Origin of the sequence: Streptomyces sp. NPDC008137 (genome assembly GCF_042957035.1) — a bacterium.
GTDB lineage: Bacteria > Actinomycetota > Actinomycetes > Streptomycetales > Streptomycetaceae > Streptomyces.
Genome location: NZ_JBIBHN010000003.1, coordinates 263,852 through 290,198, shown reverse-complemented (window position 1 = coordinate 290,198; position 26,347 = coordinate 263,852). Strand labels below are relative to the sequence as shown.

Annotated in this window: 28 protein-coding genes and 1 pseudogene; 16 read left to right on the top strand and 13 right to left on the bottom strand. The window is 72.1% G+C overall.

The features are described from left to right. From ACFZBT_RS07335 to ACFZBT_RS07320, 4 genes are all read right to left on the bottom strand, one after another. The coding region (locus tag ACFZBT_RS07335; protein ID WP_391099470.1) for a hypothetical protein at positions 1–401 on the bottom strand (401 nt) is incomplete at its 3' end. Further along, positions 398–1,081 carry an HAD-IA family hydrolase gene (locus tag ACFZBT_RS07330; RefSeq protein ID WP_391099468.1) on the bottom strand — a complete coding sequence of 228 codons (684 nt, stop codon included), beginning with the start codon at positions 1,079–1,081 and terminating at the stop codon, positions 398–400. The genes ACFZBT_RS07335 and ACFZBT_RS07330, both read right to left, overlap by 4 nt. A gap of 52 nt (positions 1,082–1,133) precedes the next feature. Beyond that, positions 1,134–1,943: an SDR family NAD(P)-dependent oxidoreductase gene (locus ACFZBT_RS07325; RefSeq protein ID WP_391099466.1), complete on the bottom strand. Its 810-nt coding sequence runs from the start codon at positions 1,941–1,943 to the stop codon at positions 1,134–1,136. Further along, complete coding sequence (locus tag ACFZBT_RS07320) at positions 1,940–3,187, bottom strand: iron-containing alcohol dehydrogenase (RefSeq protein WP_391099464.1); 1,248 nt, start codon at positions 3,185–3,187, stop codon at positions 1,940–1,942. The genes ACFZBT_RS07325 and ACFZBT_RS07320 overlap by 4 nt, the downstream gene beginning before the upstream one ends. Before the next feature lie 233 nt (positions 3,188–3,420). Here ACFZBT_RS07320 and ACFZBT_RS07315 point away from each other — a divergent pair, with 233 nt between their 5' ends. Together ACFZBT_RS07315 and ACFZBT_RS07310 are read left to right on the top strand one after the other, a co-directional pair. Next, positions 3,421–3,882: a hypothetical protein gene (locus ACFZBT_RS07315; protein ID WP_391099462.1), complete on the top strand. Its 462-nt coding sequence runs from the start codon at positions 3,421–3,423 to the stop codon at positions 3,880–3,882. Beyond that, entirely contained in the window at positions 3,879–4,793 is a 915-nt protein-coding gene (locus ACFZBT_RS07310) for an alcohol dehydrogenase catalytic domain-containing protein (protein ID WP_391099460.1), read from the top strand. The genes ACFZBT_RS07315 and ACFZBT_RS07310 overlap by 4 nt, the downstream gene beginning before the upstream one ends. A gap of 83 nt (positions 4,794–4,876) precedes the next feature. On the opposite strand, the gene ACFZBT_RS07305 is transcribed toward ACFZBT_RS07310, so the two are convergent. Further along, on the bottom strand, positions 4,877–5,404 hold the full coding sequence (locus ACFZBT_RS07305) for a hypothetical protein (RefSeq protein WP_391099458.1): 528 nt from the start codon (positions 5,402–5,404) through the stop codon (positions 4,877–4,879). Positions 5,405–5,662: 258 nt separating this feature from the next. Between ACFZBT_RS07305 and ACFZBT_RS07300 the strand changes: the two genes are divergently transcribed. Beyond that, positions 5,663–8,863, top strand: coding sequence for a tetratricopeptide repeat protein (locus ACFZBT_RS07300; RefSeq protein WP_391099456.1), 3,201 nt, complete (start codon positions 5,663–5,665; stop codon positions 8,861–8,863). 199 nt (positions 8,864–9,062) lie between these two features. Further along, a complete protein-coding gene (locus ACFZBT_RS07295) occupies positions 9,063–9,233 on the top strand; it encodes a hypothetical protein (protein ID WP_391099454.1) in 171 nt (56 codons plus the stop codon). A gap of 32 nt (positions 9,234–9,265) precedes the next feature. On the opposite strand, the gene ACFZBT_RS07290 is transcribed toward ACFZBT_RS07295, so the two are convergent. After that, complete coding sequence (locus tag ACFZBT_RS07290) at positions 9,266–9,631, bottom strand: hypothetical protein (RefSeq protein ID WP_391099451.1); 366 nt, start codon at positions 9,629–9,631, stop codon at positions 9,266–9,268. Further along, a complete protein-coding gene (mca, locus tag ACFZBT_RS07285) occupies positions 9,624–10,505 on the bottom strand; it encodes a mycothiol conjugate amidase Mca (protein WP_215118953.1) in 882 nt (293 codons plus the stop codon). Before mca ends, ACFZBT_RS07290 begins: the two co-directional genes overlap by 8 nt. A gap of 148 nt (positions 10,506–10,653) precedes the next feature. Between mca and ACFZBT_RS07280 the strand changes: the two genes are divergently transcribed. Together ACFZBT_RS07280 and greA are read left to right on the top strand one after the other, a co-directional pair. Further along, positions 10,654–11,052 (top strand): DUF4307 domain-containing protein, encoded by a 399-nt coding sequence (locus ACFZBT_RS07280; RefSeq protein ID WP_391099448.1) that lies wholly within the window; start codon positions 10,654–10,656, stop codon positions 11,050–11,052. A gap of 179 nt (positions 11,053–11,231) precedes the next feature. Next, positions 11,232–11,729: a transcription elongation factor GreA gene (greA, locus tag ACFZBT_RS07275; RefSeq protein WP_391099445.1), complete on the top strand. Its 498-nt coding sequence runs from the start codon at positions 11,232–11,234 to the stop codon at positions 11,727–11,729. A gap of 71 nt (positions 11,730–11,800) precedes the next feature. Here greA and ACFZBT_RS07270 read toward each other — a convergent pair whose 3' ends face one another. The 3 genes from ACFZBT_RS07270 to ilvA form a co-directional block, all read right to left on the bottom strand. Next, positions 11,801–12,658, bottom strand: coding sequence for an ABC transporter permease (locus ACFZBT_RS07270; protein ID WP_391099443.1), 858 nt, complete (start codon positions 12,656–12,658; stop codon positions 11,801–11,803). Beyond that, positions 12,655–13,644 carry an ATP-binding cassette domain-containing protein gene (locus tag ACFZBT_RS07265; protein ID WP_391099441.1) on the bottom strand — a complete coding sequence of 330 codons (990 nt, stop codon included), beginning with the start codon at positions 13,642–13,644 and terminating at the stop codon, positions 12,655–12,657. The genes ACFZBT_RS07270 and ACFZBT_RS07265 overlap by 4 nt, the downstream gene beginning before the upstream one ends. Positions 13,645–13,791: 147 nt before the next feature. Beyond that, complete coding sequence (ilvA, locus tag ACFZBT_RS07260; protein ID WP_391099439.1) at positions 13,792–15,021, bottom strand: threonine ammonia-lyase; 1,230 nt, start codon at positions 15,019–15,021, stop codon at positions 13,792–13,794. Between the two features lie 163 nt (positions 15,022–15,184). On the opposite strand from ilvA, the gene ACFZBT_RS07255 reads away from it, so the two are divergent. From ACFZBT_RS07255 to ACFZBT_RS07245, 3 genes are all read left to right on the top strand, one after another. Continuing rightward, positions 15,185–15,691, top strand: a complete 507-nt coding sequence (locus tag ACFZBT_RS07255; protein ID WP_391099437.1) for a MarR family transcriptional regulator — start codon at positions 15,185–15,187, stop codon at positions 15,689–15,691. 124 nt (positions 15,692–15,815) lie between these two features. Then, positions 15,816–16,319 (top strand): sigma factor-like helix-turn-helix DNA-binding protein, encoded by a 504-nt coding sequence (locus tag ACFZBT_RS07250; protein WP_391099435.1) that lies wholly within the window; start codon positions 15,816–15,818, stop codon positions 16,317–16,319. A gap of 106 nt (positions 16,320–16,425) precedes the next feature. After that, complete coding sequence (locus ACFZBT_RS07245; RefSeq protein ID WP_391099433.1) at positions 16,426–16,674, top strand: hypothetical protein; 249 nt, start codon at positions 16,426–16,428, stop codon at positions 16,672–16,674. 22 nt (positions 16,675–16,696) lie between these two features. Here ACFZBT_RS07245 and ACFZBT_RS07240 read toward each other — a convergent pair whose 3' ends face one another. Further along, positions 16,697–17,851: a cystathionine gamma-synthase gene (locus tag ACFZBT_RS07240; protein WP_391099431.1), complete on the bottom strand. Its 1,155-nt coding sequence runs from the start codon at positions 17,849–17,851 to the stop codon at positions 16,697–16,699. A 163-nt stretch (positions 17,852–18,014) separates the two neighbouring features. On the opposite strand from ACFZBT_RS07240, the gene ACFZBT_RS07235 reads away from it, so the two are divergent. The 4 genes from ACFZBT_RS07235 (at position 18,015) to ACFZBT_RS07220 (ending at position 21,965) form a co-directional block, all read left to right on the top strand. Next, positions 18,015–19,133, top strand: coding sequence for a hypothetical protein (locus ACFZBT_RS07235; RefSeq protein WP_391099428.1), 1,119 nt, complete (start codon positions 18,015–18,017; stop codon positions 19,131–19,133). A gap of 100 nt (positions 19,134–19,233) precedes the next feature. Beyond that, on the top strand, positions 19,234–19,902 hold the full coding sequence (msrA, locus tag ACFZBT_RS07230; RefSeq protein ID WP_391099425.1) for a peptide-methionine (S)-S-oxide reductase MsrA: 669 nt from the start codon (positions 19,234–19,236) through the stop codon (positions 19,900–19,902). A gap of 96 nt (positions 19,903–19,998) precedes the next feature. Further along, positions 19,999–21,105, top strand: a complete 1,107-nt coding sequence (locus ACFZBT_RS07225) for an AI-2E family transporter (RefSeq protein WP_391099885.1) — start codon at positions 19,999–20,001, stop codon at positions 21,103–21,105. A gap of 131 nt (positions 21,106–21,236) precedes the next feature. Next, positions 21,237–21,965 (top strand): DUF4389 domain-containing protein, encoded by a 729-nt coding sequence (locus tag ACFZBT_RS07220; RefSeq protein WP_391099423.1) that lies wholly within the window; start codon positions 21,237–21,239, stop codon positions 21,963–21,965. Here ACFZBT_RS07220 and ACFZBT_RS07215 read toward each other — a convergent pair. Then, positions 21,904–22,659, bottom strand: a pseudogene (locus tag ACFZBT_RS07215) (SDR family oxidoreductase); the annotation flags it as partial. The gene ACFZBT_RS07220 and the pseudogene ACFZBT_RS07215 sit on opposite strands and share 62 nt — an antisense overlap. A gap of 106 nt (positions 22,660–22,765) precedes the next feature. Next, positions 22,766–23,149, bottom strand: a complete 384-nt coding sequence (locus ACFZBT_RS07210; RefSeq protein WP_391099420.1) for a VOC family protein — start codon at positions 23,147–23,149, stop codon at positions 22,766–22,768. An 81-nt stretch (positions 23,150–23,230) separates the two neighbouring features. Here ACFZBT_RS07210 and ACFZBT_RS07205 point away from each other — a divergent pair, with 81 nt between their 5' ends. Genes ACFZBT_RS07205 through ACFZBT_RS07195 form a run of 3 tightly spaced genes read left to right on the top strand, consistent with a single transcriptional unit; the run spans position 23,231 to position 26,342 of the window. After that, positions 23,231–24,289: an ABC transporter substrate-binding protein gene (locus ACFZBT_RS07205; protein ID WP_391099418.1), complete on the top strand. Its 1,059-nt coding sequence runs from the start codon at positions 23,231–23,233 to the stop codon at positions 24,287–24,289. After that, on the top strand, positions 24,286–25,287 hold the full coding sequence (locus ACFZBT_RS07200) for an iron chelate uptake ABC transporter family permease subunit (protein ID WP_391099416.1): 1,002 nt from the start codon (positions 24,286–24,288) through the stop codon (positions 25,285–25,287). Before ACFZBT_RS07205 ends, ACFZBT_RS07200 begins: the two co-directional genes overlap by 4 nt. Next, the gene (locus ACFZBT_RS07195) at positions 25,284–26,342 is read left to right on the top strand and encodes an iron chelate uptake ABC transporter family permease subunit (RefSeq protein WP_391099414.1); all 1,059 of its coding nucleotides are present in this window, start codon (positions 25,284–25,286) and stop codon (positions 26,340–26,342) included. The genes ACFZBT_RS07200 and ACFZBT_RS07195 overlap by 4 nt, the downstream gene beginning before the upstream one ends. Positions 26,343–26,347 lie beyond the last annotated feature (5 nt).

Here is a 26,347-nt window from a genome sequence, read left to right as displayed (position 1 = left end):
CTCACGGGGACGTCCCGGCCCTCGGAGGCATCCTTGCCCTGGAGGGCGTGCCGATCCACGGGGGCGCCCCGGCCCTCGGAAGCGTCCTTGCCCTGGAGGCCGTTCCGGCCCACGGGGACGCCCCGGCCCCTGGGGACGTCCCGGCTCACGGGGACGTCCCGGCCCTCGGAGGCATCCTTGCCCTGGAGGGCGTGCCGATCCACGGGGGCGCCCCGGCCCTCGGAAGCGTCCTTGCCCTGGAAGGCGTCGCGGCCCTGGGCGGCGTCCCAGCCCCCGGAGGCCTCCTTGCCCTCAGGAGCATGCCGCCCCTCGAAGGCGTCCCGAACCTCGAAGGCATCCCGATCCTCAGACGCCTCCCGCCCCCCAGAGACATCCCGGAGCGACGCTACGGCCCGGCTCACGGCCCGACCACCGCCCCCGCGGCGACCGGCTCGGGCACCTCCAGGGTCACCCCGGCCCGCCCCGGCTCCCCCGCGACGACCCGGAACCCGCGGAAGTCGGCCCAGCGCGGGGCCACGTCGTCGTACGCGTCGAGTCCGCCGATGACGACGGTGTGCCCGCAGCCGGCGAGCCCGGCCCGCACTCCGGCGCCGGAGTCCTCGACGACGACGGCGTCCTCGGGCGCGCAGCCGAGCGCGGCGGCGGCCCGCAGATAGCCCTCGGGGTCCGGCTTGCCGTGCGTCACGTCGTCGGCGCTCACCAGGAGCCGGGGCAGCGGGAGCCCCGCCGCCGCCATCCGCACCTCCGCGAGGCGGCGGCCGGCGGAGGTGACCACGGCCCAGGCGTGCGGCGGCAGCGCGGTCAGCAGCGCCCGGGCGCCGGGGACCTCCGTGATGCCGGTGGTCTCCGATTCCTCGTGCGCGACGAGCCGCCGGGTCTCCTCGGCCGCCCGGCCGGGGTCGGGGAGGAAGTGGCGCACGGTCTCCCGGGTGGGGCGCCCGTGGGCGAAGGCCAGTACCTCCGTGAGATCGAGCCGGTGCCGTTCACAGAAGCCGGCCCAGGTGGCCTCGACCAGTGCGGTCGAGTCCACGAGAGTGCCGTCCATGTCGAACAGCAGTGCTGCCGCGTGCAGTTGAGGCAAGAGTTGCTCCTGGGAAAGGTCAGCGGGCGAGCGGGGGACGCGGGAGAGCCGGCTAGACGGCGGCGATCGGACGCGACTGGGACACGGGAAGGTCCTCAGCGACGGACGACCAGGTGGTGTCGGGGTGCACGACGAGCGCGTCACCGGCGTACGGCACGCCCCGGGTGCGGGCGAGTTCGGCGGCCAGCGGCGCGAAGGTGGCCGGGGACATGTAGCCGCTGTAGTCGAAGTCCGCGGACCGGCGGGCCCGGATGCCGGGGCTGTCCACCATGCCGGCGGGCAGGGCCTGCACGAACGTTGTCTCGGCGGGGTCGATCTCCTGGGCGACCGACCGGATCAGCGAGTCGGCGGCGGCCTTGGTGGCGGCGTAGCCGGAGCGGTTCGGGCCGGCGTTGTAGACGACCTCGGACGAGATGTGCAGGAACAGGCCGGGGCCGGCTGTGCGCAATGCCGGGAGCGCAGCGCGCAGCGCCCAGGACAGACCGTGCACGTTGATCGCGAACTGGTCCAGCCAGTCGGCCTCGCTCACCCGCGTGAACGGCTCGCGCCGGGCGGTGAAGTAGACGGCGGAGTAGCAGGCCAGGTCCACCCGCTCCGGGATACCCGTACGCAGCGCCTCCTTGGCCTGCTCCGGGTCGCGGAAGTCGAGCCGGTGCCAGACCAGCCGGTCGGCGCCGTCACCGGCGGGCCGGCTGCGGCTGAAGACATGGGTCTCGATGCCGGACGCGGCCCAGGCGTCGGCGACGCCCCGCCCGATCCCGGTCGATCCGCCGATCACCACGGCCCGTTCGGGCCTGCGCACCGGAGTGCCCACAGGGGTGCCCACAGGCGTGTGCTCGGGAACGCGCGCGGGGGTGTTCACGCGCCCACCAGAGCCTCGGCCGGAGCGTCGAGTGCCGGCCCCTGGGCCGCGCCCCGGGCCCGGCGGCGCAACAGCTCCGTCGCCGCGCGCAGTTCGGCGGGCTCGACGTCGTTGACGAAGCGGTGGCGCCCGATGCCGACCGGCAGCGGCAGCCGCTGGTGGCCGTCGCGGTGGCGCACCGTGTCGCGCAGCGCCTCCTCCAGCAGGCCCGGGTCGTCCAGCACGTCGTTCCACAGCGGCAGCCCGAGTGCCTGGATGACGGAGAAGATCCGCTCGGCCTGCGCCCGGCTGACGTCACCGCGCAGGGTGCTCAGCGCCGTGGTGAGCGCCATGTCGATCACCACGGCCTCGCCGTGCAGCAGCTCGGGAAGGGCGTGCATCTCGATGGTCGGGCTGAAGGTGTGGCCGTAGTCCACGCAGCGCTCCAGCGCGGACTCCCACAGGTTGGGCTGGAGTTCCTCGAGCATGAGGTGGATGGACTCGGCGACGATGGCGTCGGCCGCCTGGGCGAGGTCGCCGGTGGAGCCCTGGAAGCGGTCCGCCCGTACCTCGGGACCACGCGTCTCCAGCAGCTCGAACAGCTCCTCGGAGCGGATCAGCGCCATCTTCAGTATCTCGGCCAGGCCGTTGCTGATGTGCCGCAGGTCCAGGGTGCTCAGGAACGAGCGGTCGAGGAAGGTGGCCGTGGCCGCCGCGTACGTGCCCAGCCGGTTCTTGCCGGTGTCGTAGTTGACCCCGGTCTTGACGCCGACCCCCGCGTCGACGAGGCCGATCAGCGTCGTGGGGATGCGGATGTACGGGGTGCCCCGCCGGTAGAGGCTCGCCGCGAATCCGACGATGTCGGTGAGCACCCCGCCGCCGATGGCGATGACGGGCTCGCGACGGCGGTCGATGCCGAAGTCGTTCATCGCGTCGACGACCCGGGACACGGCGTCCCACTGCTTGACGGTCTCGTCGGCGCGCAGGACGAGCACCGTCGTCTCGATGCCGTGGAAGGCGAAGAACTCTCGGATCCGCGCGCCGTGCAGCGCGTCCACGTTCTCGTCGATCACGACGAGCCGCCGCTCACCGGCCCGCAGCGGGGTGTCCGGGCAGCCGGTCAGCAGCGTGGTGTTGTCCGGCGAGAAGAGGTGGTCGGAGCTGACGACGTGGTACCGCACCTGGCGTACGGCCTCGACCGTCCAGGCCGGACCGTCGTCCATGGCCAGGCGGAGCCCCTGGGTGAACTGAGTACCGCTGTGCATGTGTCCCCTCCGAAGATCTGATGCCACATCACTGAACAACAGGCAGGTTTATCGGCGCTGCGTCCAATATAGTAGCAGCGTGACTCACTGGGTGCCGCAGTGCTACGCTCGTGATCAAGGAGACGAGGTTGTCGGCGCACGGGGGAGCACACTGCGCGCAACCGTCGGACGGAGCCGCCCGACGCATTGCCTCCTCCCCCCTGAGTCGCCGGAGCCTTAGGAAGGTCGACCGCATGGCAACGCTGGCAGAACGCCTGAATGCCTGGTTCGCGGATGCCGCCACGGCCAACGCCGTGGGCCGCCTGCGTGAACCGACAACCTCCGAGGTCGCCCAGGCGATCTCGGAGGACCCGAGCCACGACGTCACCATCTCCCGGAGTTATCTGACGGCGTTGCGCAACGGGTCGCAGACCAACCCGACAGTGAGCGTGCTCTCGGCGATCGTGCGCTACTTCCAGTCCCGGGAGATGACGCTGCCGGTGTCGGTGAGCGCCCTCATCTCCGAGGCGCCGCCCGCCGCCGCCCCGGAGGAGAAGGACGAGTGGGCCGAGGCGCTCTCCGACCGGCAGGTGCGGTCGATCGCGATGCGCGCCGGCCGGCTCACGCCGGAGATGCGTGAGCAGCTTTTGTCGATCATGGACGTCCTGGACGACCCGAAGTCCGCGAGGTCCGGCAGCGAGGAGGACGACATATGAGGGCTGTCTGCCTGTCACGGACCGGTGGACCGGAGGTGCTCGAAGTCCGGGACGTGCCGGAGCCCGAGGCCGCGGAGAGCCTGCTGGTGATCAAGACCGCCGCCACCGCCGTCAACCCGGTGGACCTGGCGACCCGTTCGGGTCAGATACCCACTTCCCTGCCCGCCGTCCTCGGCTGGGACCTGGCGGGCACCGTCGAGCACGCCCCCGAGGGCTCCGGATTCCGCGCCGGCGACCGCGTCCTGGCGATGACCGCCCAACTGGGCACGGGCGTGGGCAGCATGGCCGAGTACGTCGCCTTCGATCCGCGCTACGTCGCTCATGTCCCGGACGGAATGGCGCTCACGGACGCCGCCGCGCTGCCCCTGGCGGGTGTGACCGCCGTGCAGTTGCTGCGCCGAACCCCGGACCGCCGCGGCAGGCGGATCCTGCTGATCGGCGCCCAGGGCGGCGTCGGCGGTCACGTCGCGGCCCGCCTGCTCGACGAGGAGTCGGCCCGCACCGACCTGCTCGTCCGGCCCGCCGACCGCTCCGCCTGGCAGGAGCGGCGGGCCGGACGCCCCGCCGAGGGCGTGGTGCTCACCGACCCCTCGCGGGTCGAGAGCGGGGCCTACGACATCGTGATCGACGCCGGCGGCGCACCCGGCCTGATCAAGGCCGTACGCCCGGGGGGTGCCTTCCTCACCATCACCCCGTTCAGCGCCCCGGACCCGGACGGCCACCCTGACGTGGCGTACACCCTGATCGGCGTGGAGCTGGACCGGGACGACCTGGTGAGCGTGGCCGAGGCCGCGGCCCGGGGAACCGCCCCGGACCACGGGATCACCGTGCTCCCCTTCGAGGACGCGGCCGAGGCCCACCGCCGCCTGGAGAGCGGCGGCTTCCGCGGCAAACTGGTGCTGGTCCCCTAGAGATCCTGAGGGACCCTCAGGGTCCCTCAGGGACCCTGGAAACCTTCTGGCCTCTGGGAGCCCTCAGGGACTCTCAGGGGCCGTCACGTCAGCCCGTTCTCGAAGACGAGGCTGCCGTGGACGGAGGGCCGCCACGGCTCGTCGAGGCCGTAGCGCTGCGCCTGCCGCTGCATCGACATCGCCTGGTGCATGAGCGTGGACGCGACGATCTCGGCGTCCCGCTCGTCCCGGTCGGAGTAGCAGGTACGCCACTGCGGCAGCTCGGGCCGTGCACCGGCCAGGTCGTAGGCGACGATGTGGCCGACCTCGTGCAGGATGATGTGCTGCTGGTGCGCCCTGGTGGTCTTCGCCTGGTAGACGATGACGTCCTCGTCCTTACGGGAGAGCAGGATCCCGAACGGGCCGTCGGCGGGCAGATCCCACTTCAGCAGCTTGATGGGGGTGCCGCGCTGCTCGGCCAGTAAAGCGCACAGCGTGGTGACGCCGAGCGGCAGCGGAGGCGCGAGCTCTCGCATCAGCCGACGGCTGTGCGCTCTCAACTCGGCGTCCCTGCGCCGGTCCTCGACAGCCGCCGGGATACGTCCCGCACCGCGGAACAGCCTGCTGAACACCTGACCCCCCTGTGTCTCACGACATCGACTCACGGACCGCACACGACGCACCGTTGAGCCAGAGCAGGCCGGTACCCAATCTACGCCCCCGGGCCCCGACGCGTCCGCCGGGCCCACGCACCCCTCCGGGCCCGGCCCTTCACACCATCAGGCCACGCACGCCCTCTCGCCCCGATGCGCCGTCCACCGCACACTTGACCAAGAAACGACCGTGGGCATGAGCAAGGGCACACCGGTGCCGCCGAAGGGGGACGTGACATGCGGGACAGTCATCGGGCGGAGGCCGAGGGGCTGTTGGCGCGGGCCGTGGAGGAGGAGGTGCGCCGAACGGGCGGGCGCAGCGACGGGAAGGCGCTGCTCGCGCGGGCGCGCGGCGGCCTCGACGGGATGGCGCGGAGCGCGGCCGAGGAGTACGAGGCCTACACGCGCGCCCTGGACGAGGCGGCGGCCGGGCAGCTCACCTTCGGGCAGCGGTACGCCCGTGAGGGCGCCGGGACTCCGCTGCTGGTGGCCGGGGTCGCGGCGGTCGCGGCCGTCGTCGCCGACATGTCCCTCGGCACCAGTACCGGGACGGCGCTGGGCGCGGGCGTGGCCGTCGGGGTCGTGGGCGCCGCGGCGACGGTCGTGAAGGTGGTCGGATCGCATGTGCCGGCCGCGAGCCGCCGCGCCGGGGCCGTGAGCCAGCCGGGCGGGCCCGAACAGCTGCGGCTGCAGTGGCTGACCGCGCTGGAGGTGCGGGGCATCCGGCCGTTCCTGGACCAGCAGCGGGTACTCGCCGCCTCCACCGGGCCGAAGAAGACCGGGCCGCGGCTGCGGGGCGCCGACAAGAGCGCGGCGGCGCGCGGGCGCAACGTGCTGGAGCAGTCCTTCGCACAACTCCCCGATCCGGCGGAGCCGTTCGCGGGGCGGCGGCCCGAACTGGCGCAGATCCGGCAGTGGGTGCAGGCGGCCCGCGCGAGCACGGAGACCCGGCCGACGGTGGTCGTCCTGCACGGCGCGCCCGGCAGCGGACGTACGGCGCTCGCGGTGCGGGCGACACACGATCTGCGGGACTACTTCCGCGGCGCCTGCGTCGTCGACCTGCGGGCCGAGGGCCCGGCCGGGTCACCGCTGTCCACGCGCGACGCCCTGCTGCATCTGCTCAACCGGCTCGGCGCTCCCCGCGAACAACTGCTGTTCCGTGAGCGTTCCTCCCCCGACCAGCAGGTCAAGCGGCTGAGCGAGCTGTACCACCAGCATCTGACCGGCCTGCCCGTCACGATCGTCCTGGACGACGCCTCGGACGCCGAGCAGATCCGCGCCCTGGTCCCGGAGCGGTCCGACAGCCTGGTGCTGGTGACCGCGCGGGGCCCGCTGGAGCCGGCCGAGCTGCCCGCGCGGGTGCATCAGCTGGCGGTGGAGCCGCTGGACGCGGCCGGGGCGGAGGAACTGCTGGGCGCGGCGGCGCAGGACCGTTCCGGGCCGTACGACGCCGAGTCCGCCGACCGGGTCCGGGAGCTGTGCGGCGGACTGCCCCTCGCCCTGCGCATCGTCGGCTCGTGCCTCGGCCCGCGCTCCCCGCGCGCGCTGGCGACCGACCTCGCCGCGTACGGCCCCGTCGAGCCGGTCGAGCGCGCCCTGTGGCTGCGCTACACCGACCAGCCCGACCCCGTACGGCGGCTGCTGCGCCGGCTGGCCCTGGCCGGCCGGGCCTCGCTCGGCGCCGCCGCGGCCGCCGCGCTGCTGGCCACCGACGAAGCGGAGGCCAAGCGCCATCTCCAGGCCCTGACCCGCGCGGGCCTGATCGACCACGTCCGGGGCGACCGCTACCGGCTGCACGACCTGGTCCGTGCCTTCGCCCAGGCCCGCCTCCTCGACGAGGAGGAACCCGCCGAGCGCACGGCGGCACAGGAGCGGCTGATCGTGAACTACGCCGAGCTGGCCGACTCGGTCCTGCGCATGGTCGACGGCAACATGTCGACCCGCACCAACCGCTTCAGCCCGTACGGCTTCACCTCCCTCGACGAGGCGCTGCGCTGGCTGGACGACGAGTCGAGCTTCATCACGGCGGCACTGCGGCACGCCGAGGGCGTGAACCAGGCAGCGGTCCTGAACCTCCTGGGCGCCCTGTGCGACTACTGCCTGCTGCGCGGCGACCTCTACCGCCTGGGCGAGATCAGCGAGCTGGCGCAGGCGGTGGACGAGGGACTGATGGTCCGCTCGGTGCAGTGGCGCACCGGCATCGCGGCACGCCAGCTCGGCGAACTCGACAAGGCCCGCACCACCCTCACCTCGGTCGTCGACCTCTACCGGGAGGCCCACCACGACGCGGGTGCCGCCCGCGCCCTGTGCTCCCTCGGCATCACCCTGCACCACCAGGGCAATCTGACGGAGGCGTCGGCGAAGCTCCGCGAGGCCCTGGCCCTGCAGTCCTCCGCCGAGCTGGCGACGGACCGGGCGTGGACGATGCACGCCCTGGCGGCGGTGGAGCGGGACCGCGCCCGGGTCGCCGAGGCGCTGGAGCTGCTCACCGAGTCCCTGGTCCTGCACCGCGCCGGCGAGTCCGTGCACGGCCAGGCCTGGGCCCACTTCCAGCTCGGCCAGCTGGGCCTGCGCATGGGTGACGTCCCGCGCGCCGAGTCCGAGCTGCGCGCGGCCCTCGATCTCTACGGCCGTACCCGCGACGCCCGCGGCGAGGCCTGGGCCCTGACCCAGCTCGCCCGGGCCCTGCTGGTCGCCGGTGACGCGTCCCCGGCCGTGGAGGAACTGCGCGCCGCGGCCGCCCGGCACCGTGACAACGAGGACGCGCGGGGCGAGGCCTGGACCCTCTACTACCTGGGCCAGGCCCTGGAGGAGACGGGCAACCTCGACCAGGCGGTCCGCGAACTCGAACGCTCCCGCACGATGTTCTCCCGTATGCGCGACGTCTACGGCCTTGCCTGCGCCCGCCACCATTCGGCCCGCGTCACCCGCGACCAGCGCGCCGCCCAGACGGGCTCCCTGCGCAACTCCGGCTTCGCCCGCCAGCTCCTGGTCGACGCCCGCGCCGACTTCCAGCGCATCGGCGTCGCCCACGGCGAGGCGTGGACCTGCCTGGAACTGGCGGTCGTGGACGCGGGCAACGCCCGCACGGGGCAGGCTCTGGCCCTGTGCGACGAGGCGGTCGACCTCTTCACGTCGTACGGCGACCGCCGGGGCGAGGACTGGGCCCGCTTCCTGCGCTGCACACTGCTGCCGTACGCGGCCCCGGGCGGCGCGGAGGTCGGCACGGCCGTCGCCCAGGAGGAACTGTCCCAGCTGTCCCGCGCGGGCCATCCCCTGCGCGACGAGAAGCTCGACGAGTACATCGACGCCTGGGGGCTGCTGCTGGAACGGGGCGTGAGCCTGGAGGCGGGCTGGCAGGCGTGGGGGCTGGGGATGACACCGGGCCGGCATGCGCGGGAGGTGATGGGGGTGGGGGTCTCGGCGGAACGGGGGTGAGGCGGCGCCACCGGAGTTCGGGGGTTCTTCAGGGGGGCGGAGCCGCCCGGCCGGCCCAGGCGCCGCCGCGCGGTCCCGTGGTGGTGACGTACTCGCGGCACGACCGCGCCACCGGCTGCCGGCACCTGCGGGCCGAGAAGAGGGCGGGTGTCGGCCACGCGGGCATCGGGACCGCGCCCGCCCCGTCTCGTCGATCCGGGTGCTGCCGCCCGCCGAGCCCTGTCCCCTGGCCGTGCTCGACCACCGCTTCGTCAGCGTGGACGCGAGCGACGTCTTCGTCCGGGGGCACGGCCCGGCGGGCGCCCACTCCGACCATCTGCGGCCGGAGACGGCGCACCTGCTGCTGTCACTGGCCGCCCACAGCCGGTGACAGCACGCTGACGGCGGGCGGCAGCCGGAAGGTCAGCCGTTCGCGGACGGCTTCTTCGCGGACCCGGCGGCGCTCTCGGCGGACTCCTTCGACCCGGACCCCTTCGACTCGGACCCCTTCGACTCGGACTCCTTCGACCCGGACTCCTTCGACTCGGACGCCGAGCCCGGCTCCGCACCCGCCTCCGCCTGCTCGGCCTCGGGGTCCGGGACCTGTGTGAAGTCGACCCTGTTCATGTGTCGGCTCATGGACTTCATCAGGGCCCACACCGCCAGGGCCATCGCCGCGAAGACGATGAAGCCGAGGACGCCGGGGGTGACCTTGTCCTCGTCGACCTCCTTGGCGAAGGAGACGAGGTGCGTCATTGCCAGGCTTGCGCTTGCGCTCATGTCAGGCATTGTCGCGGACGCCCGCGAAGAGGTCGTCCTCGGGGAGGGAGGTATCGGCGAGCGACTTCGCCAGCTCGTACTCCTCCGTCGGCCAGACCTCCTTCTGGATGTCCATCGGCACCCGGAACCAGCCCCCGTCCGGATCGATCTGCGTGGCGTGCGCGATCAGCGCCTTGTCGCGGATCTCGTAGAAGTCGGCGCACGGTACGTGCGTGGTGAGCGTGCGCTGCTTCATGCCGAACTCGTCCCAGCGCTTGAGCCAGTCCCCGTACGGCGACTCCAGGCCCCGGTCCAGCATCGCCTGGTGCAGCGCCTCGGTGCGGGGGCGGTTGAAGCCCTGGTTGTAGTACATCTTCAGCGGCTGGTACGCCGGGCCGTACTCGGCCTCCGGGTACTTCTCGGTGTCCGCCGCCCCCTCGAACGCGACCATCGAGATCTTGTGGGTCATGATGTGGTCGGGGTGCGGGTAGCCGCCGTTCTCGTCGTAGGTGGTGATCACTTGGGGGCGGAAGGCGCGGATCTTCCGCACCAGCTCACCGGCCGCCACGTCGACGTCCTCCAGGGCGAAGCAGCCCTCCGGCAGCGGCGGCAGCGGGTCGCCCTCGGGCAGCCCCGAGTCGACGAAGCCGAGCCACTCCTGCTTCACCCCGAGGATCTCCCGGGCCTCGTCCATCTCCTTCTTGCGTACCTCGTGGATGTGCTCCTCGATGTACTTGTCGCCCTGAAGCTTGGGATTGAGGATGGAGCCGCGCTCCCCGCCCGTGCAGGTCACGACCAGCACGTCCACCCCCTCGGACACGTACTTCGCCATGGTGGCCGCGCCCTTGCTCGACTCGTCGTCGGGGTGGGCGTGCACGGCCATCAGTCGCAACTGGTCAGTCAAGACTCAATCCTCAGTAAGTCGGCGCCCTGTGTGCGTCGGCGCAATCAGCGGCTTCTATAGTGACCGAACCGGGAGGCGAATAATTCCGGGACCGGGCCACGGGGCCCCTGCCGGGCCCCTCGCCCCGGCCTTGTACTGGAGGACGATCATGAGTACGGCGAGCACGCGACCGCCCGAGGGCCGTTACGGCCGCACCTCGGACGAGCGCGCCGACCGCAAGCTCAAGATCATCGGTGCTGTCCTCTCGGTGGCGCTGCTGGGCCTGGTCGGCTGGTTCGGGTACCACTACGTCGTCAAGAACGAGATCAGCGGCGAAGTGATCAGCTTCGAGCCCGGCAAGGAATCAGTGAAGGTGCATCTGAAGGTCCGCAAGGACGCCGGCGCCACCGGCTACTGCACCGTGCGCTCGCAGGCCGAGGACGGTTCCGTGGTGGGCCGGGCCGAAGTGCGCTTCGACGGGGACGCCACCGTCATCGACAAGGTCTTCACGCTGCGCACGACCGCGCCCGGGACGACCGCCGAGCTGCAGGGCTGCCAGGCCGACTGAGGCCGCACGGACATCACCTGCAATACGTAGCGCCTGACCTGCGTTGACGTGATTCTGATGGCTTATGTCCTCCCCCTTCTGCCCCTGAATTGTTAGGCTCGTGGTTTCGCCCTTCCGTGAAGGAACATTCTTCTGGGTAGGGCGATGCTTTGTATTCCCAGTACCTACGAGGAGCACCTGTGACCCAGACCAGCGAGAACGTCACCTGGCTGACCCAGGAGGCGTACAACAAGCTCAAGGCTGAGCTTGCGCACCTTACTGGTCCCGCGCGAACGGAGATCTCCGCGAAGATCGCCGCTGCGCGCGAGGAGGGCGACCTGCGTGAGAACGGCGGGTACCACGCGGCCAAGGAGGAACAGGGCAAGCAGGAACTCCGTGTGCGCCAGCTCACTCAGCTCCTCGAGAGCGCGAAGGTCGGCGAGGCGCCCGCGGCGGACGGTGCGGTGGCGCCCGGCATGGTCGTCACGATCGCGTTCGACGGCGACGAGGACGACACCCTGACGTTCCTGCTCGCCTCACGCGAATACGCGAGCTCCGACATCGAGACGTACTCGCCGCAGTCCCCCCTGGGCGCCGGTGTGATCGGCCACAAGGTCGGCGAGGACGCCGAGTACGAGCTGCCGAACGGCAAGAAGGCCTCGGTGAAGATCATCAAGGCCGATCCGTACGACGGCTGAACCACCCGTCGAGCCTTGACCTGCCCCCGGCGTCGCCGCTGCACCGGGGGCATCGTCATGGTCATGCCCTGTCATGCCGTCGCGGACCGGTACTTGCGTACCGCCAGCGTCCGGAAGACGACCAGGATGAGGACCGAGTAGATCAGCGAGGCCCAGACGGGGTGCTGCATGGGCCAGGCGTCGGACGGTGACTGGCCCGGGTTGGCGAACAGCACACGGCAGGCCTGGACCGTGGCGCTGAAGGGGTTCCACTCGGCGATGTGGCGCAGCCATGGCGTCATATGGCTGGTGTCGACGAACGCGTTCGAGATGAACGTGACCGGGAAGAGCCAGATGAGCCCGCTGGACGTGGCCGCCTCGGGAGTTCTGACGGACATGCCGATCAGGGCGCCGATCCAGGTGAACGCGTAGCCGAGCAGGAGCAGCAGACCGAAGGCCCCGAGCACCTTGCCGGCGTTGGTGCTGCCGTCCGATCCGACGCGCCAGCCCACCAGGAGGGCGACCACCGCGAGCACCACCAGGGTCAGGGCCGTCTGCACCGAGTCGGCGAGGGTGCGCCCGGTGAGCACCGCGCCGCGCGCCATGGGCAGGGAGCGGAAGCGGTCGATGAGGCCCTTGTGCATGTCGTCGGCGATGCCCGCGCCGGAGCTGGCGGTGGCGAACGTGACGGTCTGCGCGAAGATGCCGGCCATCAGGAAGTTCTTGTAGTCGACGGCGCTGGTGCTGCCGCCGATCTGCATGGAACCGCCGAAGACATAGGTGAAGAGCACCACGAACATGATGGGCTGGATCAGCCCATAGATGATCATCTCGGGAATGCGGGACATTCTGATCAGATTGCGTTTCGCAACGACCATCGAGTCCCGGATCGACTGGCTGACCGGGTTCGCGGCCGGGGCGACCCGCACGGCATCGGTGACGGCGCTCACTTGGCGGCCTCCTTGTCGATCTCTTCGTCGATCTCCTCGTCCTTGGCCTCGGCCACGTGTCCCGTCAGGGACAGGAAGACGTCGTCGAGGGTCGGCCGGCGCAGGCCGATGTCGTCGATCTCGATGCCTCGGGTGTCCAGTTCGCGGATGACCTCGGCGAGGAGCTTGGCGCCGCCGGTCACCGGCGCGGTCAGCTTGCGCATGTGCTCCTCGACGGTGGTCTCGCCCTTGCCGAAGCCGGCGAGGACCTCGGTGGCGGCCTGGATGTGCTCACGCTCGTGCACCACGAGCTCCACGCGCTCGCCGCCGGTGCGGGCCTTGAGCTGGTCGGAGGTGCCCTGGGCGATGACCCGGCCCTGGTCGACGACCGCGATGTCGTGCGCCAGGTGGTCGGCCTCTTCCAGGTACTGGGTGGTCAGCAGCAGCGTCGTACCGCCGGAGACCAGTTGCTTGATGACCCCCCACAGCTGCTGGCGGTTGCGGGGGTCGAGGCCGGTCGTCGGCTCGTCCATGAACATCACCGGCGGCGAGACGACGAGGGCGGCCGCGAGGTCGAGCCGTCGGCGCATGCCTCCGGAGTAGGTCTTGGTGGGCCGGTCGGCGGCGTCCGTGAGATGGAACTGCTCCAGCAGTTCGACCGCGCGCTCCTTCGCCGCCTTCGCCCTCATCTGGTAGAGCTGGCCGACCATCTGGAGGTTCTCCCGGCCGGTCAGGTATTCGTCGACGGCCGCGAACTGGCCGGACAGGCCGATCGAGCGGCGGACGGCGTCGGGTTGCTTGAGCACGTCGATGCCCGCGACGACCGCCCGTCCGCTGTCGGGCCGGAGCAGGGTGGTCAGGCAGCGGACGGTGGTCGTCTTGCCCGCGCCGTTCGGCCCGAGCAGGCCCAGGACCGTGCCCTCGGGCACGTCGAGGTCGACACCGTCCAAGGCTTTGACGTCACCGAAGGTCTTGACCAGACCTTCGGCATGGATGGCACCTGGCATATGAGTCTCCACGTCTTCGGGGATCTCCGGACAGATGGACAAGGCATCCGCACGGACACACCATAACGCGATGTATCGCGTCTCACAATCGAATTTTCCACGTCGCGTTCCGGGAGAAGAAGGGATCTTGACCGGCTCGGCGCCGGCTCAGTTCATGACCGTGTAGCCCGCCTCGCGGAGCGCGCGGCCGACCTCGGCGCAGTGCTCCGGGCCCTTCGTCTCCAGGTGCAGCTCGACCTCCGCCTCCGTGAGCCCGAGCCGCGGGTCGGTCCGTACATGGCTCACATCGAGGACGTTAGCGTCCACCACTGACAACACGCCCAGAAGTGTGGCGAGAGCGCCGGGCCGGTCCGTCAGCCGCAGCCGTACGGCCAGGTAGCGGCCCTGCGCGGCCATGCCGTGCCGCAGCACCCGCTCCATCAGCACCGGGTCGACGTTGCCGCCCGACAGCACCGCGACGACCGGCCCCTCGAACGCCCCGGGCCGGCTCAGCAGTGCCGCGACCGGGCTCGCCCCGGCGGGCTCCACGACCAGCTTGGCCCGCTCCAGGCACAGCAGCAGCGCGGCGGACAGCTCGTCCTCGCTGACCGTGCGCACCTCGTCGACCAACTCGCCGACGAGCCCGAACGGCACGTCGCCGGGCCGTCCGACCTTGATGCCGTCGGCCATCGTCGCCGGGTTCTCGACCGCCACGGGCCGTCCCGCCGCCAGTGAGGGCGGGTAGGCCGCCGCGCCCTCCGCCTGGACGCCCACGATCCTGAGGTCCGGTCGCAGGGCCTTCACCGCCACCGCGATCCCGGCGGCGAGACCGCCCCCGCCGATGCCGACGACGATCGTGCGCGCCTCGGGGCACTGCTCGAGGATCTCCAGGCCCACCGTGCCCTGGCCCGCGATGATGTCGGGGTGGTCGAAGGGGTGGATGAACACCGCGCCCGTCTCGGCGGCGTACTCCTGCGCGGCGGCCAGCGTCTCGTCGACGACCTGGCCGTGCAGCCGCACCTCGGCCCCGTAGTCCCGGGTGGCGCTGACCTTGGGCAGCGGGGCGCCCTTCGGCATGAACACCGTGGAGCGCACACCGAGCAGCGAGGACGCCAGGGCGACGCCCTGCGCGTGGTTGCCGGCGCTCGCGGCGACGACACCGGCGGCGCGCTCCTCGGGCAGCAGACCGGCGATCCGGACGTACGCGCCGCGCAGCTTGAACGAACCGGTCCGCTGGAGGTTCTCGCACTTGAGGTGCACCGGCGCGCCGACCATCTGGGAGAGGTGCCTGCTGCCTTCCATCGCGGTCACCCGCGCCACACCCGAGAGCATCTTCTGGGCGCCGCGCACATCGTCGAGGGTGACGGGTCGCAAGGAGTCAGCCGTGCTGTAGCTCATGACACCAGCATCGCAGTTCACAGGCGGGAACGACGGTTGTGACCAACCTCCGAGACCCGCTTTCCGAAGCGCCGGTACGACCCGCCTCCGGGCCGCGTACCCTGTCCCCCAATCAGCCAGCCCTCCACGAAGTGAGCCCCCGGCGATGCCCACAACACCTGAAATGTCGATGGACATGACGACCGTCGGTGACACCGGTCTTCTCGACACGCTGCAGCACGAGGTGGCACTGTTCGCCCGCCGTGCCGAACAGACCCGGCTCGGCGGAGTCGGGCAGGTGCGCAACTCCATGGACCGCGCCGCGTATCTGCTGCTCAACCGTCTCGACAAGGAAGGCCCGATGGGCGTCAAGGCGCTCGCCGCGAGCATGGGGATCGACTCGTCGACGGTCACCCGGCAGGTGGCTCCGCTGGTCGACACGGGCCTGGTCAAGCGCACCTCGCACCCCGAGGACGGACGCGCGGTGGTGCTCCAGCTGTCCCCGCGCGGGCAGGCCCGACTGGAGGAAGTGCGCTCGTCCCGGCGGCAGTTGATGGCGGAGCTGACCGAGGAGTGGGAGCCGGAGGAGCGCGAGGCGTTCTGCTCGCTCCTGACCCGCTTCAACAGCGCGCTGTCCGCCCGGATGGCGGTGCCGGGGGTGCCGGGGCCGGAGACGCAGTCGCCGTCCTGAGCGCAGGCCCTGCGCGGCTCTTGACCGCGGGGCCGACCCTGGCCTGATATGAGACCGGGTCCTGTCGACCACGCGTACGCGGCCGGGCCCGCATCCTCAGGGTCGTCGGCGGGCGGGAGGCGCGATGCGGCACCGGCATGCGTCACGGGAGACCCGTCGGGCCCGGGAGTTCGAGGCGTTCGTCGCGGGCGCGGCGGGGCGGCTGCTGCACGCCGCCACCCTGCTCACCGCCGAGGCCCCGGACGACAACCCGCGCGCGCGACGCCTGCTGACGCTGTCCCTGGCGCACACGTACGCGTGCTGGGACCGGCTGCGCGGCGAGGATCCCTACGACCGCACCCGCCAGTACCTCGCCACCCGCTTCGCGCGCGGCACCTGGCACCACTACGGCGGCCTCGGCCGCGCCCGCCCGCACCCCGCCGCACCGCTCGCGCCGCTCACCCCGCAGGAACGGCTGATCCTGGTCCTCAGGCTCTACGAGGGCGTCGCCGAGGAGCAGACGGCGGCCCTGCTCGGCCTGTCCGCGGAGCGCGTGCGGGCCATCTGCCACCGGGCGACGTCGGCCCTGCTGCACCGGCCGCGGGGACCGGCACCCGCGGTGGCGGCCGCGAAGGCGGTGCCGTCATGAACCTTCCGGAGACCAGGGGCCGACATGAGCGGCAACCTGGGGGAGGCGACCGTGCGGCAGCCGAGGGCGGTGCCGGCATGCCCCCTTCCGGCGACCGGAGACCGTCATGAGAGGGAACGACCGCGAGGCGACCGTGCGGCGGATCATGGAGCAGTCGCCGCGGCCCGTACCGCCCGAGATCCACACGGAGGCGGTGCGCCGGGGCGGCCGCATGCTGCGGCGCAGGACACTGGCCCGCCGGCTGCTGTGGCTGCTGCTGCTCGCGGCGGCCGCGGCGTTCACGGTGTGGGCGCTGACGGCCCAGCCGTGGGTGGAGCCGCCATCGGAGACGACTCCACCCCTCACCGGCTGGTGACCCCCGCGGGGGCCGGGCCGTCCTAGCCGAGCGCCTGCTGAAGGTCTTCCAGCAGGTCCTCGGCGTTCTCGATACCGACGGACAGGCGCACCAGGTCGGCCGGGACCTCGAGGGCCGAACCGGCGGCGGACGCGTGCGTCATGCGGCCGGGGTGCTCGATGAGCGACTCGACGCCGCCCAGGGACTCGCCCAGCGTGAACACCTTGGCACGGTTGCAGACCTCGACGGCCGCCTCCTCGCCGCCCTCGACACGGAACGAGACCATGCCGCCGAACGACTTCATCTGCTTGGCGGCGATCTCGTGGCCGGGGTGCTCCGGCAGGCCCGGGTAGAGCACGCTCGTCACGCGCGCGTGCCGGGTGAGCATGTCGGCGACCTTGACGGCGTTCTCGCTGTGCCGGTCCATGCGGACCGAGAGCGTCTTGGTGCCGCGCAGCACCAGCCAGGAGTCGAAGGGCCCGGCGACGGCGCCCATCGCGTTCTGGTGGAAGGCCAGTTCCTCGCCCAGGCCGGCGTCGCTGGTGATCAGCGCGCCGCCGACGACGTCCGAGTGGCCGCCCATGTACTTGGTCAGCGAGTGCACGACGATGTCCGCGCCCAGTGCCAGCGGCTGCTGCAGGTAGGGCGTGGCGAAGGTGTTGTCGACGACGAGGCGGGCGCCCGCGTCCCGGGCGATCTGGGCGACGGCGGCGATGTCGGTGATGCCGAGCAGCGGGTTGGAGGGGGTCTCCACCCACACCACCTTGGTCTTCGGGGTGAGGGCCGCCCGTACGGCCGCCGGGTCGCTGGTGTCGGCGACCGACCACTCCACGCCCCAGCGGGCGACGACCTTGGCGAACAGCCGGAACGTGCCGCCGTAGGCGTCGTTGGGGATGACCACGTGGTCGCCGGGGCTGAGCAGCGTACGCAGCAGGCAGTCCTCGGCCGCCAGCCCGGACGCGAACGCGAGACCGCGGCGGCCGCCCTCCAGGGCGGCGAGGTTCTCCTCCAGCGCGGTCCTGGTGGGGTTGGCGCTGCGGCTGTACTCGTAGCCGCCGCGCAGACCGCCGACGCCGTCCTGCTTGTAGGTCGAGACCTGGTAGATCGGCGGGACGACCGCGCCCGTCAGGGGGTCGGCGGTGTTGCCCGCGTGGATCGCGAGCGTCTCGAAGTGCTGACTGATGTGCCTGTCGCTCATGAGGACCGAGGGTAGTGCGCCGAGACGAAGAGTGCCGGAGTACGAGTCGACGCGCGCCCGGCGCCGGGTTCTCCACCGGGCCGCGGGGGCTGCCCGGCCAGGTTTTCCACAGGTTCGCGGAGGGGGTTGGCCAATTGTCGGCGCGGTCTGGTTCGCTTGTCGCATGGAGATTCTCTGGGTCCTGATCGCGCTGGTCATGCTGGGCTTCGTGCTGCTCCCCTTCCTGCGGCGCAGGCGCGGTGCGGTCGGACTGGTCTCGCCCGACCACCCGGACGCCGCGGACCCGGCGAACTACGGCTTCGTCCGCGAGGAGGAGCTCGACATCCGCATGCCCGGCCCCGACCAGGACCTGCTGGACGTCCTGGACGTGGTGCAGCGCTCGCAGGACTACCGCGCGGCGCAGCAGCTCCTCGCGGGCACGGAGACGGAGGGCGAGCGGCGCTGGCAGCGCGTGCAGGCCTTCGCGGGTGCGGCCTCGCTGGAGCTCGCGCGGCGGCCCGGCGGGGTCGGCGAGGCGCCGGGCGGTCAGTGGCTGCGGGTGTGGCGGGCGGAGGCGCCCAAGGACGCGGGCGGCGCGGCGGTGCAGGCCGAGTTCCTGGTGCAGCAGGCGTGGCGGACGGCGACACCGGGGACGGACGAGTTCCGGATCATCATGGAGGAGGCCAGGTCGGCGTGCGCCGACGCGGCGCTGCTGTCCCCCGGCGATCCGGTCCCGTACATCGTCGAGCTGTCGGTGGCCCGCGGGCTCGGCTACTCGCGGAAGGACTTCGAGCAGCTCTGGCTGAAGATCCTGGACCGCGACCCGGCGCACATGGGAGCGCATCTGGCCGCGCTGCACTACTGGTGCGAGAAGTGGCACGGCTCGCGTGAGCTGGCGTACTCGTTCGCCGAGGCCGCGGCGGCCCGTGCGCCCCAGGGCTCCCTGCTCGCGGCGATGCCCCTCTTCGCGGTGTTCGAGCACCTCCCCGAGGTGACACTGGTCAGCAGCTTCTGGCAGTCCGAGGTCGTCACGAAGGCGATGCACGGCGCGCTGCACGCCGTGCACTCGGCCCGCGCCGACGACCCGATGCTGGCGCACGCGCGGCACCTGCTGGTCTACTTCCTGGTCCGCGGCGAGCGCTGGGCGGAGGCCATGAGCCAGCTGATACACGTCGACGGCCATGTCGGCGCTCTGCCCTGGACGCTGTCTCAGGACCCGGCGGCCGAGTTCGCGGTGTACCGGGCGCTGGCGGTGGCGGGCTACGAGGCGAACGGCGGCAGCCCGGCGAGTCTGCCGCACTGAGGGCCCGGGCCGCGGAGGGCCGGAATTCCCTGCGGCCTCCGCACGTTGTAGGGGGCGTCCCGAAGATGGCGTCGCCCCCCGGAAGACCGCTGGAGACCGCATGTTCCTGCACAGCCGTAAGCCCCAGCTGCCGTCCCCCGAGCAGGCGCTGCCCGGCCGCCCGGTCCCGGCGTTCACCGTCCCCGACCGCCACACCGTCCTCGGCAACCCCCTGCTCGGCCCCTACCCGGAGGGCCTGGAGGTCGCCGACTTCGGCCTGGGCTGCTTCTGGGGCGCCGAGCGCAAGTTCTGGCAGCTCCCGGCAGGGGTGTGGACCACCCTGGCCGGCTACCAGGGCGGCCACACCGAGAACCCCACGTACGAGGAGGTCTGCTCGGGCCTGACCGGCCACACGGAGGTCGTGCGCGTGGTCTTCGACCCGAAGGTGATCTCGTACGAGCGCCTGCTGAAGACGTTCTGGGAGTCCCACGACCCCACGCAGGGCTTCCGCCAGGGCAACGACGTGGGGACGCAGTACCGCTCGGCGGTCTACACCCACACCCCCGAGCAGGCGGCCACCGCCAAGTCGTCCCGCGACTCCTACCAGCAGGTCCTCACATCGTCCGGATTCGGCGAGATCACCACGGAGATCGCCCCGGCGCAGGGCCGGCCCTTCTATCCGGCCGAGGGATACCACCAGCAGTACCTGGACAAGAACCCGGCGGGATACTGCGGCATCGGCGGCACGGGCCTGTCCTGCCCGATCGGTGTGGCCAAGGCCGAGGGCTGAACACCGGTACCACCGGAGCCGAACCCCGGTCCCACTGAATACGCGGGGGCTCCCTGGCAATAGGGTGCCCCCGTGACTGCCCCCTCGAATTCGACCCTGAGTCCGGCGAAAGCCCGCCACGCGTTGCGGTTGTCCGCGCGGGTGTCCGCGGAGTTGCTGCTGGTCTTCGTGACGCTGACCGTGGCTCTGTGGCTGCTGGGCCGGATGTGGTCGGTGGTGTGGCCGCTCGTCGTCGGACTGCTGCTGACCACGCTGACCTGGCCCGCGGCCCGCTCCCTGCGTCGTCGCGGATGGCCGCCCGCGCTCGCCGCGTCGCTCGTGACCGTGCTGTTCCTGCTGGTCGCCGTGGGCGTCGTGGCGTTGATCGCGGTGCCGGTGGCGTCGCAGTCCGGTGAGCTGACCGACGGCGTGGTCGAGGGCATCCAGAGGCTGCGCGAGTGGGCCGCCGGGCCGCCGCTGAACATCGGTGACGCCCAGATCAACAAGGCGTTCGACTCGGCCGTCGCCCGCGCCCAGGAGGGCGTCGGCAGCATGGTCGGCACGGTCGTCACCGGCGTCAGCACCGTGGTGAGCGGAGTGGTCACCGCCGTCCTCGCGCTGTTCCTGATGTTCTTCTTCCTCAAGGACGGGCCGAGGTTCCTCCCGTGGCTGTCCCGGCAGCTCCCGGGCCGGTTCGCCACCGATGTCCCGATCGTGTTCGCGCGCGGCTGGGCCACCCTGGGGTCCTTCGTACGGTCCCAGGCGGCCGTCGGCCTGCTCGACGCGGTGCTGATCGGGCTGGGCCTGTGGATCCTGGGCGTGCCACTGGTGCTGCCGCTGGCGGTGCTGACGTTCGTCTCCGCGTTCGTGCCGATCATCGGCGCGCTGTTCGCCGGTTTCGTCGCGGTCCTCATCGCACTGGTCTCCAACGGCCTGACGGACGCGCTGATGGTGCTGGCCATCATCGTGGTGGTGCAGCAGCTGGAGGGGAACGTCTTCCAGCCCATGATCCAGAGCCGTGGACTCGGCCTCCACGCGGCCGTCGTGCTGCTGGCCGTGACGCTGGGCGGCAGTCTGGCCGGCATCGTGGGCAGCCTGCTCGCCGTCCCGATCGCCGCGCTGATCGCGGTGGTGTGGAACTACGTACGCGAGCAGCTCAGCGACCCGCCGCGGGAACCGGACGGCACCGACGAGCCGGACGTCATCGCTCCCGTGCCGTCATAACGGTCCGCGCGGAAGAACGGTCCGCGCGGAAGATCGGTCCGAGCCGGAAGAACGGTCCGCGCGAACGGCCCCGCCCGGGTCGCGGGGCTCCTCCTCGCCTGCGAGTCTGCAGGCGAAAGGAGTCCCGCCACATGGTTCCTGTCACCGCGTCGCCCGTGCGTATCGAGGCGTCTGTCGACGCCCGGCTGTCCCGATGGCTGTGGCTGGTGAAGTGGCTGCTCGCCATCCCGCACTACATCGTGCTGTTCTTCCTGTGGATCGCGTTCACGGTGGTGACGGTCATCGCGTTCTTCGCCATCCTGATCACCGCCCGCTACCCCCGGTCCCTCTTCGACTTCAGCGTCGGCGTGCTGCGCTGGAACTGGCGGGTCGGCTACTACGCCCACACCGCCCTCGGCACCGACCGGTACCCGCCGTTCACCCTCGCCGACGTGCCCGGCTATCCGGCGCGCTTCGACGTCGTCTACCCGGAGCGGCTGTCGCGCGGACTGGTCCTGGTGAAGTGGTGGCTGCTGGCGATCCCGCAGTACATCGTCGTCGCGATGTTCGTGGGCGGCGGCTGGGGCGACGGGAGCGGCTGGCGGGGCGCGGGGCTGATGACCTGGCTCTCCCTGGTCGCGGTGGTCGTCCTGCTGTTCACCGCCCGCTATCCGCGGCACCTCTTCGACTTCCTGCTGGGCCTCGCCCGCTGGTGCGCGCGGGTGGCCGCCTACGCCGCTCTGATGACCGACCAGTACCCGCCGTTCCGGCTCGACCTGGGCGGCCAGGAGCCCGGCGATCTGCACAAGGCCCCTGGCCCAGCCGCTCCGCCAGGAACTCCTCCCACGTCCGCTTCCCCTCCTCCGCCCCCGGCAGGGTGAGGTTCGCCCCCGCCCGGTACGCCCGCCCGGCCTTGCCGGGGATGCGCACCGGCAGCATCGGGCGGCGCAGCCCCCTCAGGCGGAGGTAGGGGCGGGCCAGGCCGGCGAGGGTGTCGATGTGCGGTCCGGCCAGGTCCGGGACGAGGCCGGACGGGGCGCCGAGGGCCAGCTCCGCGAGCCGGGCGGCGACTTCGCGGGAGTCGACCGGCTGGAGCCGCAGGCCCCCGGGCACCGGGAACACCGGCAGCTTGGCCATCTTCTCGACCATGGTCAGCGTGAGGTCGTGGAACTGGGCCGCGCGCAGGGTCGTCCACGGGATGCCCGAGTCGGCGACGGCCCGCTCCGACTCCAGCTTCGTCCGCATCCAGGCCAGCGGCACCCGGTCCGCGCCGATGACCGAGATGTAGACCAGGTGCCGTACGCCGGCCCGGGACGCGGCGCGCACCAGCGTGCGGGTCGCCTCGTCGTCGCCCTTCGGGCCCCCCGCCAGATGCAGCACGGTGTCGGCGCCGTCGACGGCGGCCTCGACGCCCTCGCCCCTGAGCAGATCGCCGGTGACGTACTCGATGCCGTCCGCGGCGGGGCGGGCGTTCCGGCTCAGGATCCGCACGTCGTGACCGGCCGCGCGCAGCAGCGGGACGACATGGCCGCCGAGGGTGCCCGTGCCGCCGGTGACCAGGATGGGTGACGTCATGACTACTCCCCTGCCGTCGACTTCGCGATCCGCCTGCGGTCCGCCTTCGCCGGTATGACGGAGGGCGGCGGGGAGATGTGACAGACGCGGTGGGCCGAAGGGAAGATCAGCCGCCGCTGCCGTACGGCCTCGTGATGATCTCCAGGCGGTGGCCGTCGGGGTCGTCGAAGTATGCGCCCCGGCCGCCGTCGTTGTGGTTGATCTCGCCGGGACGGCTGTGGAACGGGTCCGCCCAGTACGTCAGACCGGCCTCCTGGATACGGCCGAAGATCACGTCGAACTCCTCCTCCGAGACGAGGAAGGCGTAGTGCTGCGGCGTGATGGCGCCGGGGCTGTCCATGAAGTCGAGCGTCACGCCGTTGGGGATCTCGACCGGGAGGAACGGGCCGTAGGGCGGGCTCACTTCGAGTCCCAGGAGGTCGGCGAGGAACCGGGCCGAGGCGCGCTTGTCGTGCGCGACGACGATGGTGTGGTTCAGCTGCACGGTCATGCTGGACCTCCCCTCCCGATCCACCATACTCCGGCACCCATTAAGGTAAGGCTCGCCTTAGTGGATTGATCGGAGTACGTGGTGCGCGCAGTGGGATCGAGGGCCCTCGTGGTCCTGGCCGTCGCCGGAGGGCTGCTGGCCGGTTGCTCGTCGCCGGGCGGCGGCAGCGGGGGCGGCAAGCGGGAGGACGGCTCGCGCAGCCAGGTCATCGGCGCCGCCGAGGGCTCTGCCGGACCCTCCGCCGCGCCGAACACCCTCGCGAAGGGCATGGGCGCCGACACCGACGAGGACGGGGTCTTCCCGCGCACGGTCAAGCACTTCCAGGGCAGTACGGCGATCAAGGCCCGTCCGCAGCGCATCGCCGTACTCAGCACCGGGCAGCTCGACGACCTGCTGTCGCTGGGGATCGTCCCGACGGCGACCACCCGCGCCGACAACGCCGGCCTCGTGCCCGGCTACCTCGCCGACGCCTTCCCGCGCCACAAGGACCGGCTGGCCGGCATGACCGACGCGGGCACCCGCTCCGCCCCCAACCTGGAGACCCTGGCCGCCGCCCAGCCGGACCTGATCCTGGCCAACGACTCGCTCGGCGAGCTCTACCCCAGGCTGTCGAAGATCGCGCCGACCGTGATCACCGCCGGCAACGGCATCAACTGGAAGCGCGACCTGCTGCTTGTCGGCGAGGCGGTCGGCAAGGGGCAGCGGGCGAAGCGACTGCTCGACGGCATCGCCGCGGACGCCCGTGCCGAGGGGCAGGACGTGAAGGGTGACCCCGCCGTCTCCATGGTGCGGTTCACGCCCGACCGGACGCGCATGTTCGGCGTCTCCTCCTTCACCGGGTCCCTCGCCGTGGACATGGGGCTGAAGCGGCCGGAGTCCCAGCGGTTCACGGCGATCTCCGAGGACGTCGGGCCGGAGAGCATCGATGTCGCCGACGGCGACTGGATCTTCTACTCGGTGCAGGGCGACCCCGCGAAGACCGATGCCGGGAGTGTCCTGGCCGGGCCGCTGTGGAAGTCGATGAAGGCCGTCGACGCCGGGCACGCCGTGCGGGTCGACGACGACCCCTGGTACCTCAACGCCGGTCCCACCGCCGCCCGCCTCGTCGTACGGCAGCTCGCCGAGCACCTCGGCGGGTGAGCCGGGGCATCACCCGGTCGACGGTGGCGGTGGCGGTCGCCCTGCTCGTGACGGCCGTCGCCGGTATCCTCTCGCTCGCCGTCGGCACCCGGCCGGTGGCGCCGGACCGTGTGCTCGACGCGCTGCTGCACGGCGGCGGCTCCCCGGACGCGCTCGTCGTACGGTCCCTGCGGATGCCGCGGACCGCGGTGGGGCTGGCCGCGGGCGCGGCGCTCGGCATCGCGGGTGCCGCGTTGCAGGCGGTCACCCGCAATCCGCTCGCCGACCCGGGGATCCTCGGGCTGAGCCAGGGCGCCGCGGCCGGGGTCGTCGTCGCCGTCGCGTCCGGGCTCGCAGGCGGCTTCGGCGGCTACGTCTGGTACGCCTTCACGGGCGCGGTCGTGGCCGCGTGCCTGGTGTACGGCATCGCCGCGCGCGGCCGGGGCGGGGCCTCGCCGGTGAAGCTGGCGCTGGCCGGGACGGCCCTGTCGGCGATGACGGCGGGTGCCACGACTGTCGTACTCACGGCCGATTCGGCGACGCTGGACCAGTTCCGGTTCTGGCAGGTCGGGGCACTCAGCGGCCGGAACGCCGACACGGTCGGCAAGATGCTGCCGTTCCTCGCCGTCGGACTGCTGGCGGTGCTGGCGTGTGCCCGGGGGCTGGACGCGCTGGCACTCGGTGACGAGGCGGCGCGGGCCCTGGGGCATCGGGTCGGGCTGGTGCGGGGCGCGGCCGCGGCGGGGGCGACCTTGCTGACCGCCGCCGCGGTGGCCGCCGCCGGTCCGATCGCGTTCGTGGGACTGGCCGTGCCGCACCTCGCCCGGCGGCTGGTGTCCGGGGGCCATCGCGTCGTGCTGCCGCTGTCCGGGCTGCTCGGGGCGGGGCTGCTGGTGGGGGCCGATGTGGCCGGGCGGGTGATCCGGGCTCCCGCGGAGGTGCCGGCCGGTGTCATGACGGCGGTGGTGGGGGTGCCGGTGCTGGTGGCGCTGGTACGGCGCAGGGGAGCTGTGGCGTGACCGACACCGTACGACCGCCCGCGGCCGGGCCGGCACACCCGCACGTCTCCGTCCTGCGGCCCCACCCTCGCGTCTCCCTCCTCCTCCACCGCCGTTCCGCCGCCGTCGCCCTCGCTCTCCTCCTGCTCCTCCTCACCGTCATGCTCGTCTCCGCCTGCGTCGGGCAGGCGTACGTACCGCCCGGCGAGGTCTGGCACACCCTGCGTACCGGGAGCGGCCCTCACGAGCTCGTCGTGGGCGAGTTGCGGGTGCCCCGGATCGTGCTGGGGGCGCTGGTGGGCGGGGCGCTGGGGGTGTCCGGGGCCTTGGTGCAGGCCGTGACGCGCAACCCGCTGGCCAGTCCGGATGTGATCGGCGTCGGGCACGGGGCGGCTGCCGCTACCGTGCTCGCGCTGGCGACGGGGGCGGTGAGTTCACCGAGCGCGCTGCCCGCCGTGTCGGTCGCGGGCGGGCTGGCCGCCGCCGCGCTGGTCTACGCGCTGGCCTGGCGGCACGGGATGCGGCCGAGCCGGTTCGTGCTCACCGGGGTCGGGATCGGCGTCGCTCTGTCGGCTGTCGTGCAGCTGTATCTGACGGACAGCGAGCTGGAGGCCGCCGAGCAGGTCAAGCTGTGGCTGACCGGGAGTCTCAACGGTCGGGGCTGGGAGCAGGCGCGGCCGCTGGCCTTGGTGTGCCTGCTGTGTCTGCCGGGGCTGGTGTGGGCGGGCCGGGCCGTGCGGCCACTGGGGCTCTGTCCCGAGACCGCGGCCTCGCTCGGCGTACGGGTGGGCAGGGCCCGGCTCGGACTGACGCTGCTGGGTGTGGTGCTCGCGGCCACGGCGACCGGGGCGGCGGGCCCGATCGGCTTTGTCGCGCTGACCGCACCGCAGCTGGCGAGACGCCTCACGCGCACGCCTCAGCTGCCGCTGCTCTCCTCGGCTCTGACGGGTGCGGTGATCCTGGTCGGCGCCGATCTGGCGGCCCGTACGCTGCTGCCGCCGCTGGAGATCCCGGTCGGCGCGCTCACCTCGCTGGTGGGCGGGCCGTATCTGCTGTGGCTCCTCGGACGGCGCTGAGGGCC

Coding starts and splice junctions, on each gene's coding strand:
- ACFZBT_RS07315 (WP_391099462.1), top strand. CDS start 3,421: ATGGCAACGCTGGCAGAACGCCTGAATGCCTGGTTCGCGGATGCCGCC.
- ACFZBT_RS07210 (WP_391099420.1), bottom strand. CDS start 23,149: ATGACCGTGCAGCTGAACCACACCATCGTCGTCGCGCACGACAAGCGC.
- ACFZBT_RS07240 (WP_391099431.1), bottom strand. CDS start 17,851: ATGAGCGACAGGCACATCAGTCAGCACTTCGAGACGCTCGCGATCCAC.
- ilvA (WP_391099439.1), bottom strand. CDS start 15,021: ATGAGCTACAGCACGGCTGACTCCTTGCGACCCGTCACCCTCGACGAT.
- ACFZBT_RS07235 (WP_391099428.1), top strand. CDS start 18,015: ATGGAGATTCTCTGGGTCCTGATCGCGCTGGTCATGCTGGGCTTCGTG.
- ACFZBT_RS07280 (WP_391099448.1), top strand. CDS start 10,654: ATGAGTACGGCGAGCACGCGACCGCCCGAGGGCCGTTACGGCCGCACC.
- ACFZBT_RS07255 (WP_391099437.1), top strand. CDS start 15,185: ATGTCGATGGACATGACGACCGTCGGTGACACCGGTCTTCTCGACACG.
- ACFZBT_RS07310 (WP_391099460.1), top strand. CDS start 3,879: ATGAGGGCTGTCTGCCTGTCACGGACCGGTGGACCGGAGGTGCTCGAA.
- ACFZBT_RS07245 (WP_391099433.1), top strand. CDS start 16,426: ATGAGAGGGAACGACCGCGAGGCGACCGTGCGGCGGATCATGGAGCAG.
- ACFZBT_RS07320 (WP_391099464.1), bottom strand. CDS start 3,187: ATGCACAGCGGTACTCAGTTCACCCAGGGGCTCCGCCTGGCCATGGAC.
- ACFZBT_RS07300 (WP_391099456.1), top strand. CDS start 5,663: ATGCGGGACAGTCATCGGGCGGAGGCCGAGGGGCTGTTGGCGCGGGCC.
- ACFZBT_RS07290 (WP_391099451.1), bottom strand. CDS start 9,631: ATGCCTGACATGAGCGCAAGCGCAAGCCTGGCAATGACGCACCTCGTC.
- ACFZBT_RS07265 (WP_391099441.1), bottom strand. CDS start 13,644: ATGCCAGGTGCCATCCATGCCGAAGGTCTGGTCAAGACCTTCGGTGAC.
- ACFZBT_RS07220 (WP_391099423.1), top strand. CDS start 21,237: ATGGTTCCTGTCACCGCGTCGCCCGTGCGTATCGAGGCGTCTGTCGAC.
- msrA (WP_391099425.1), top strand. CDS start 19,234: ATGTTCCTGCACAGCCGTAAGCCCCAGCTGCCGTCCCCCGAGCAGGCG.
- ACFZBT_RS07250 (WP_391099435.1), top strand. CDS start 15,816: ATGCGGCACCGGCATGCGTCACGGGAGACCCGTCGGGCCCGGGAGTTC.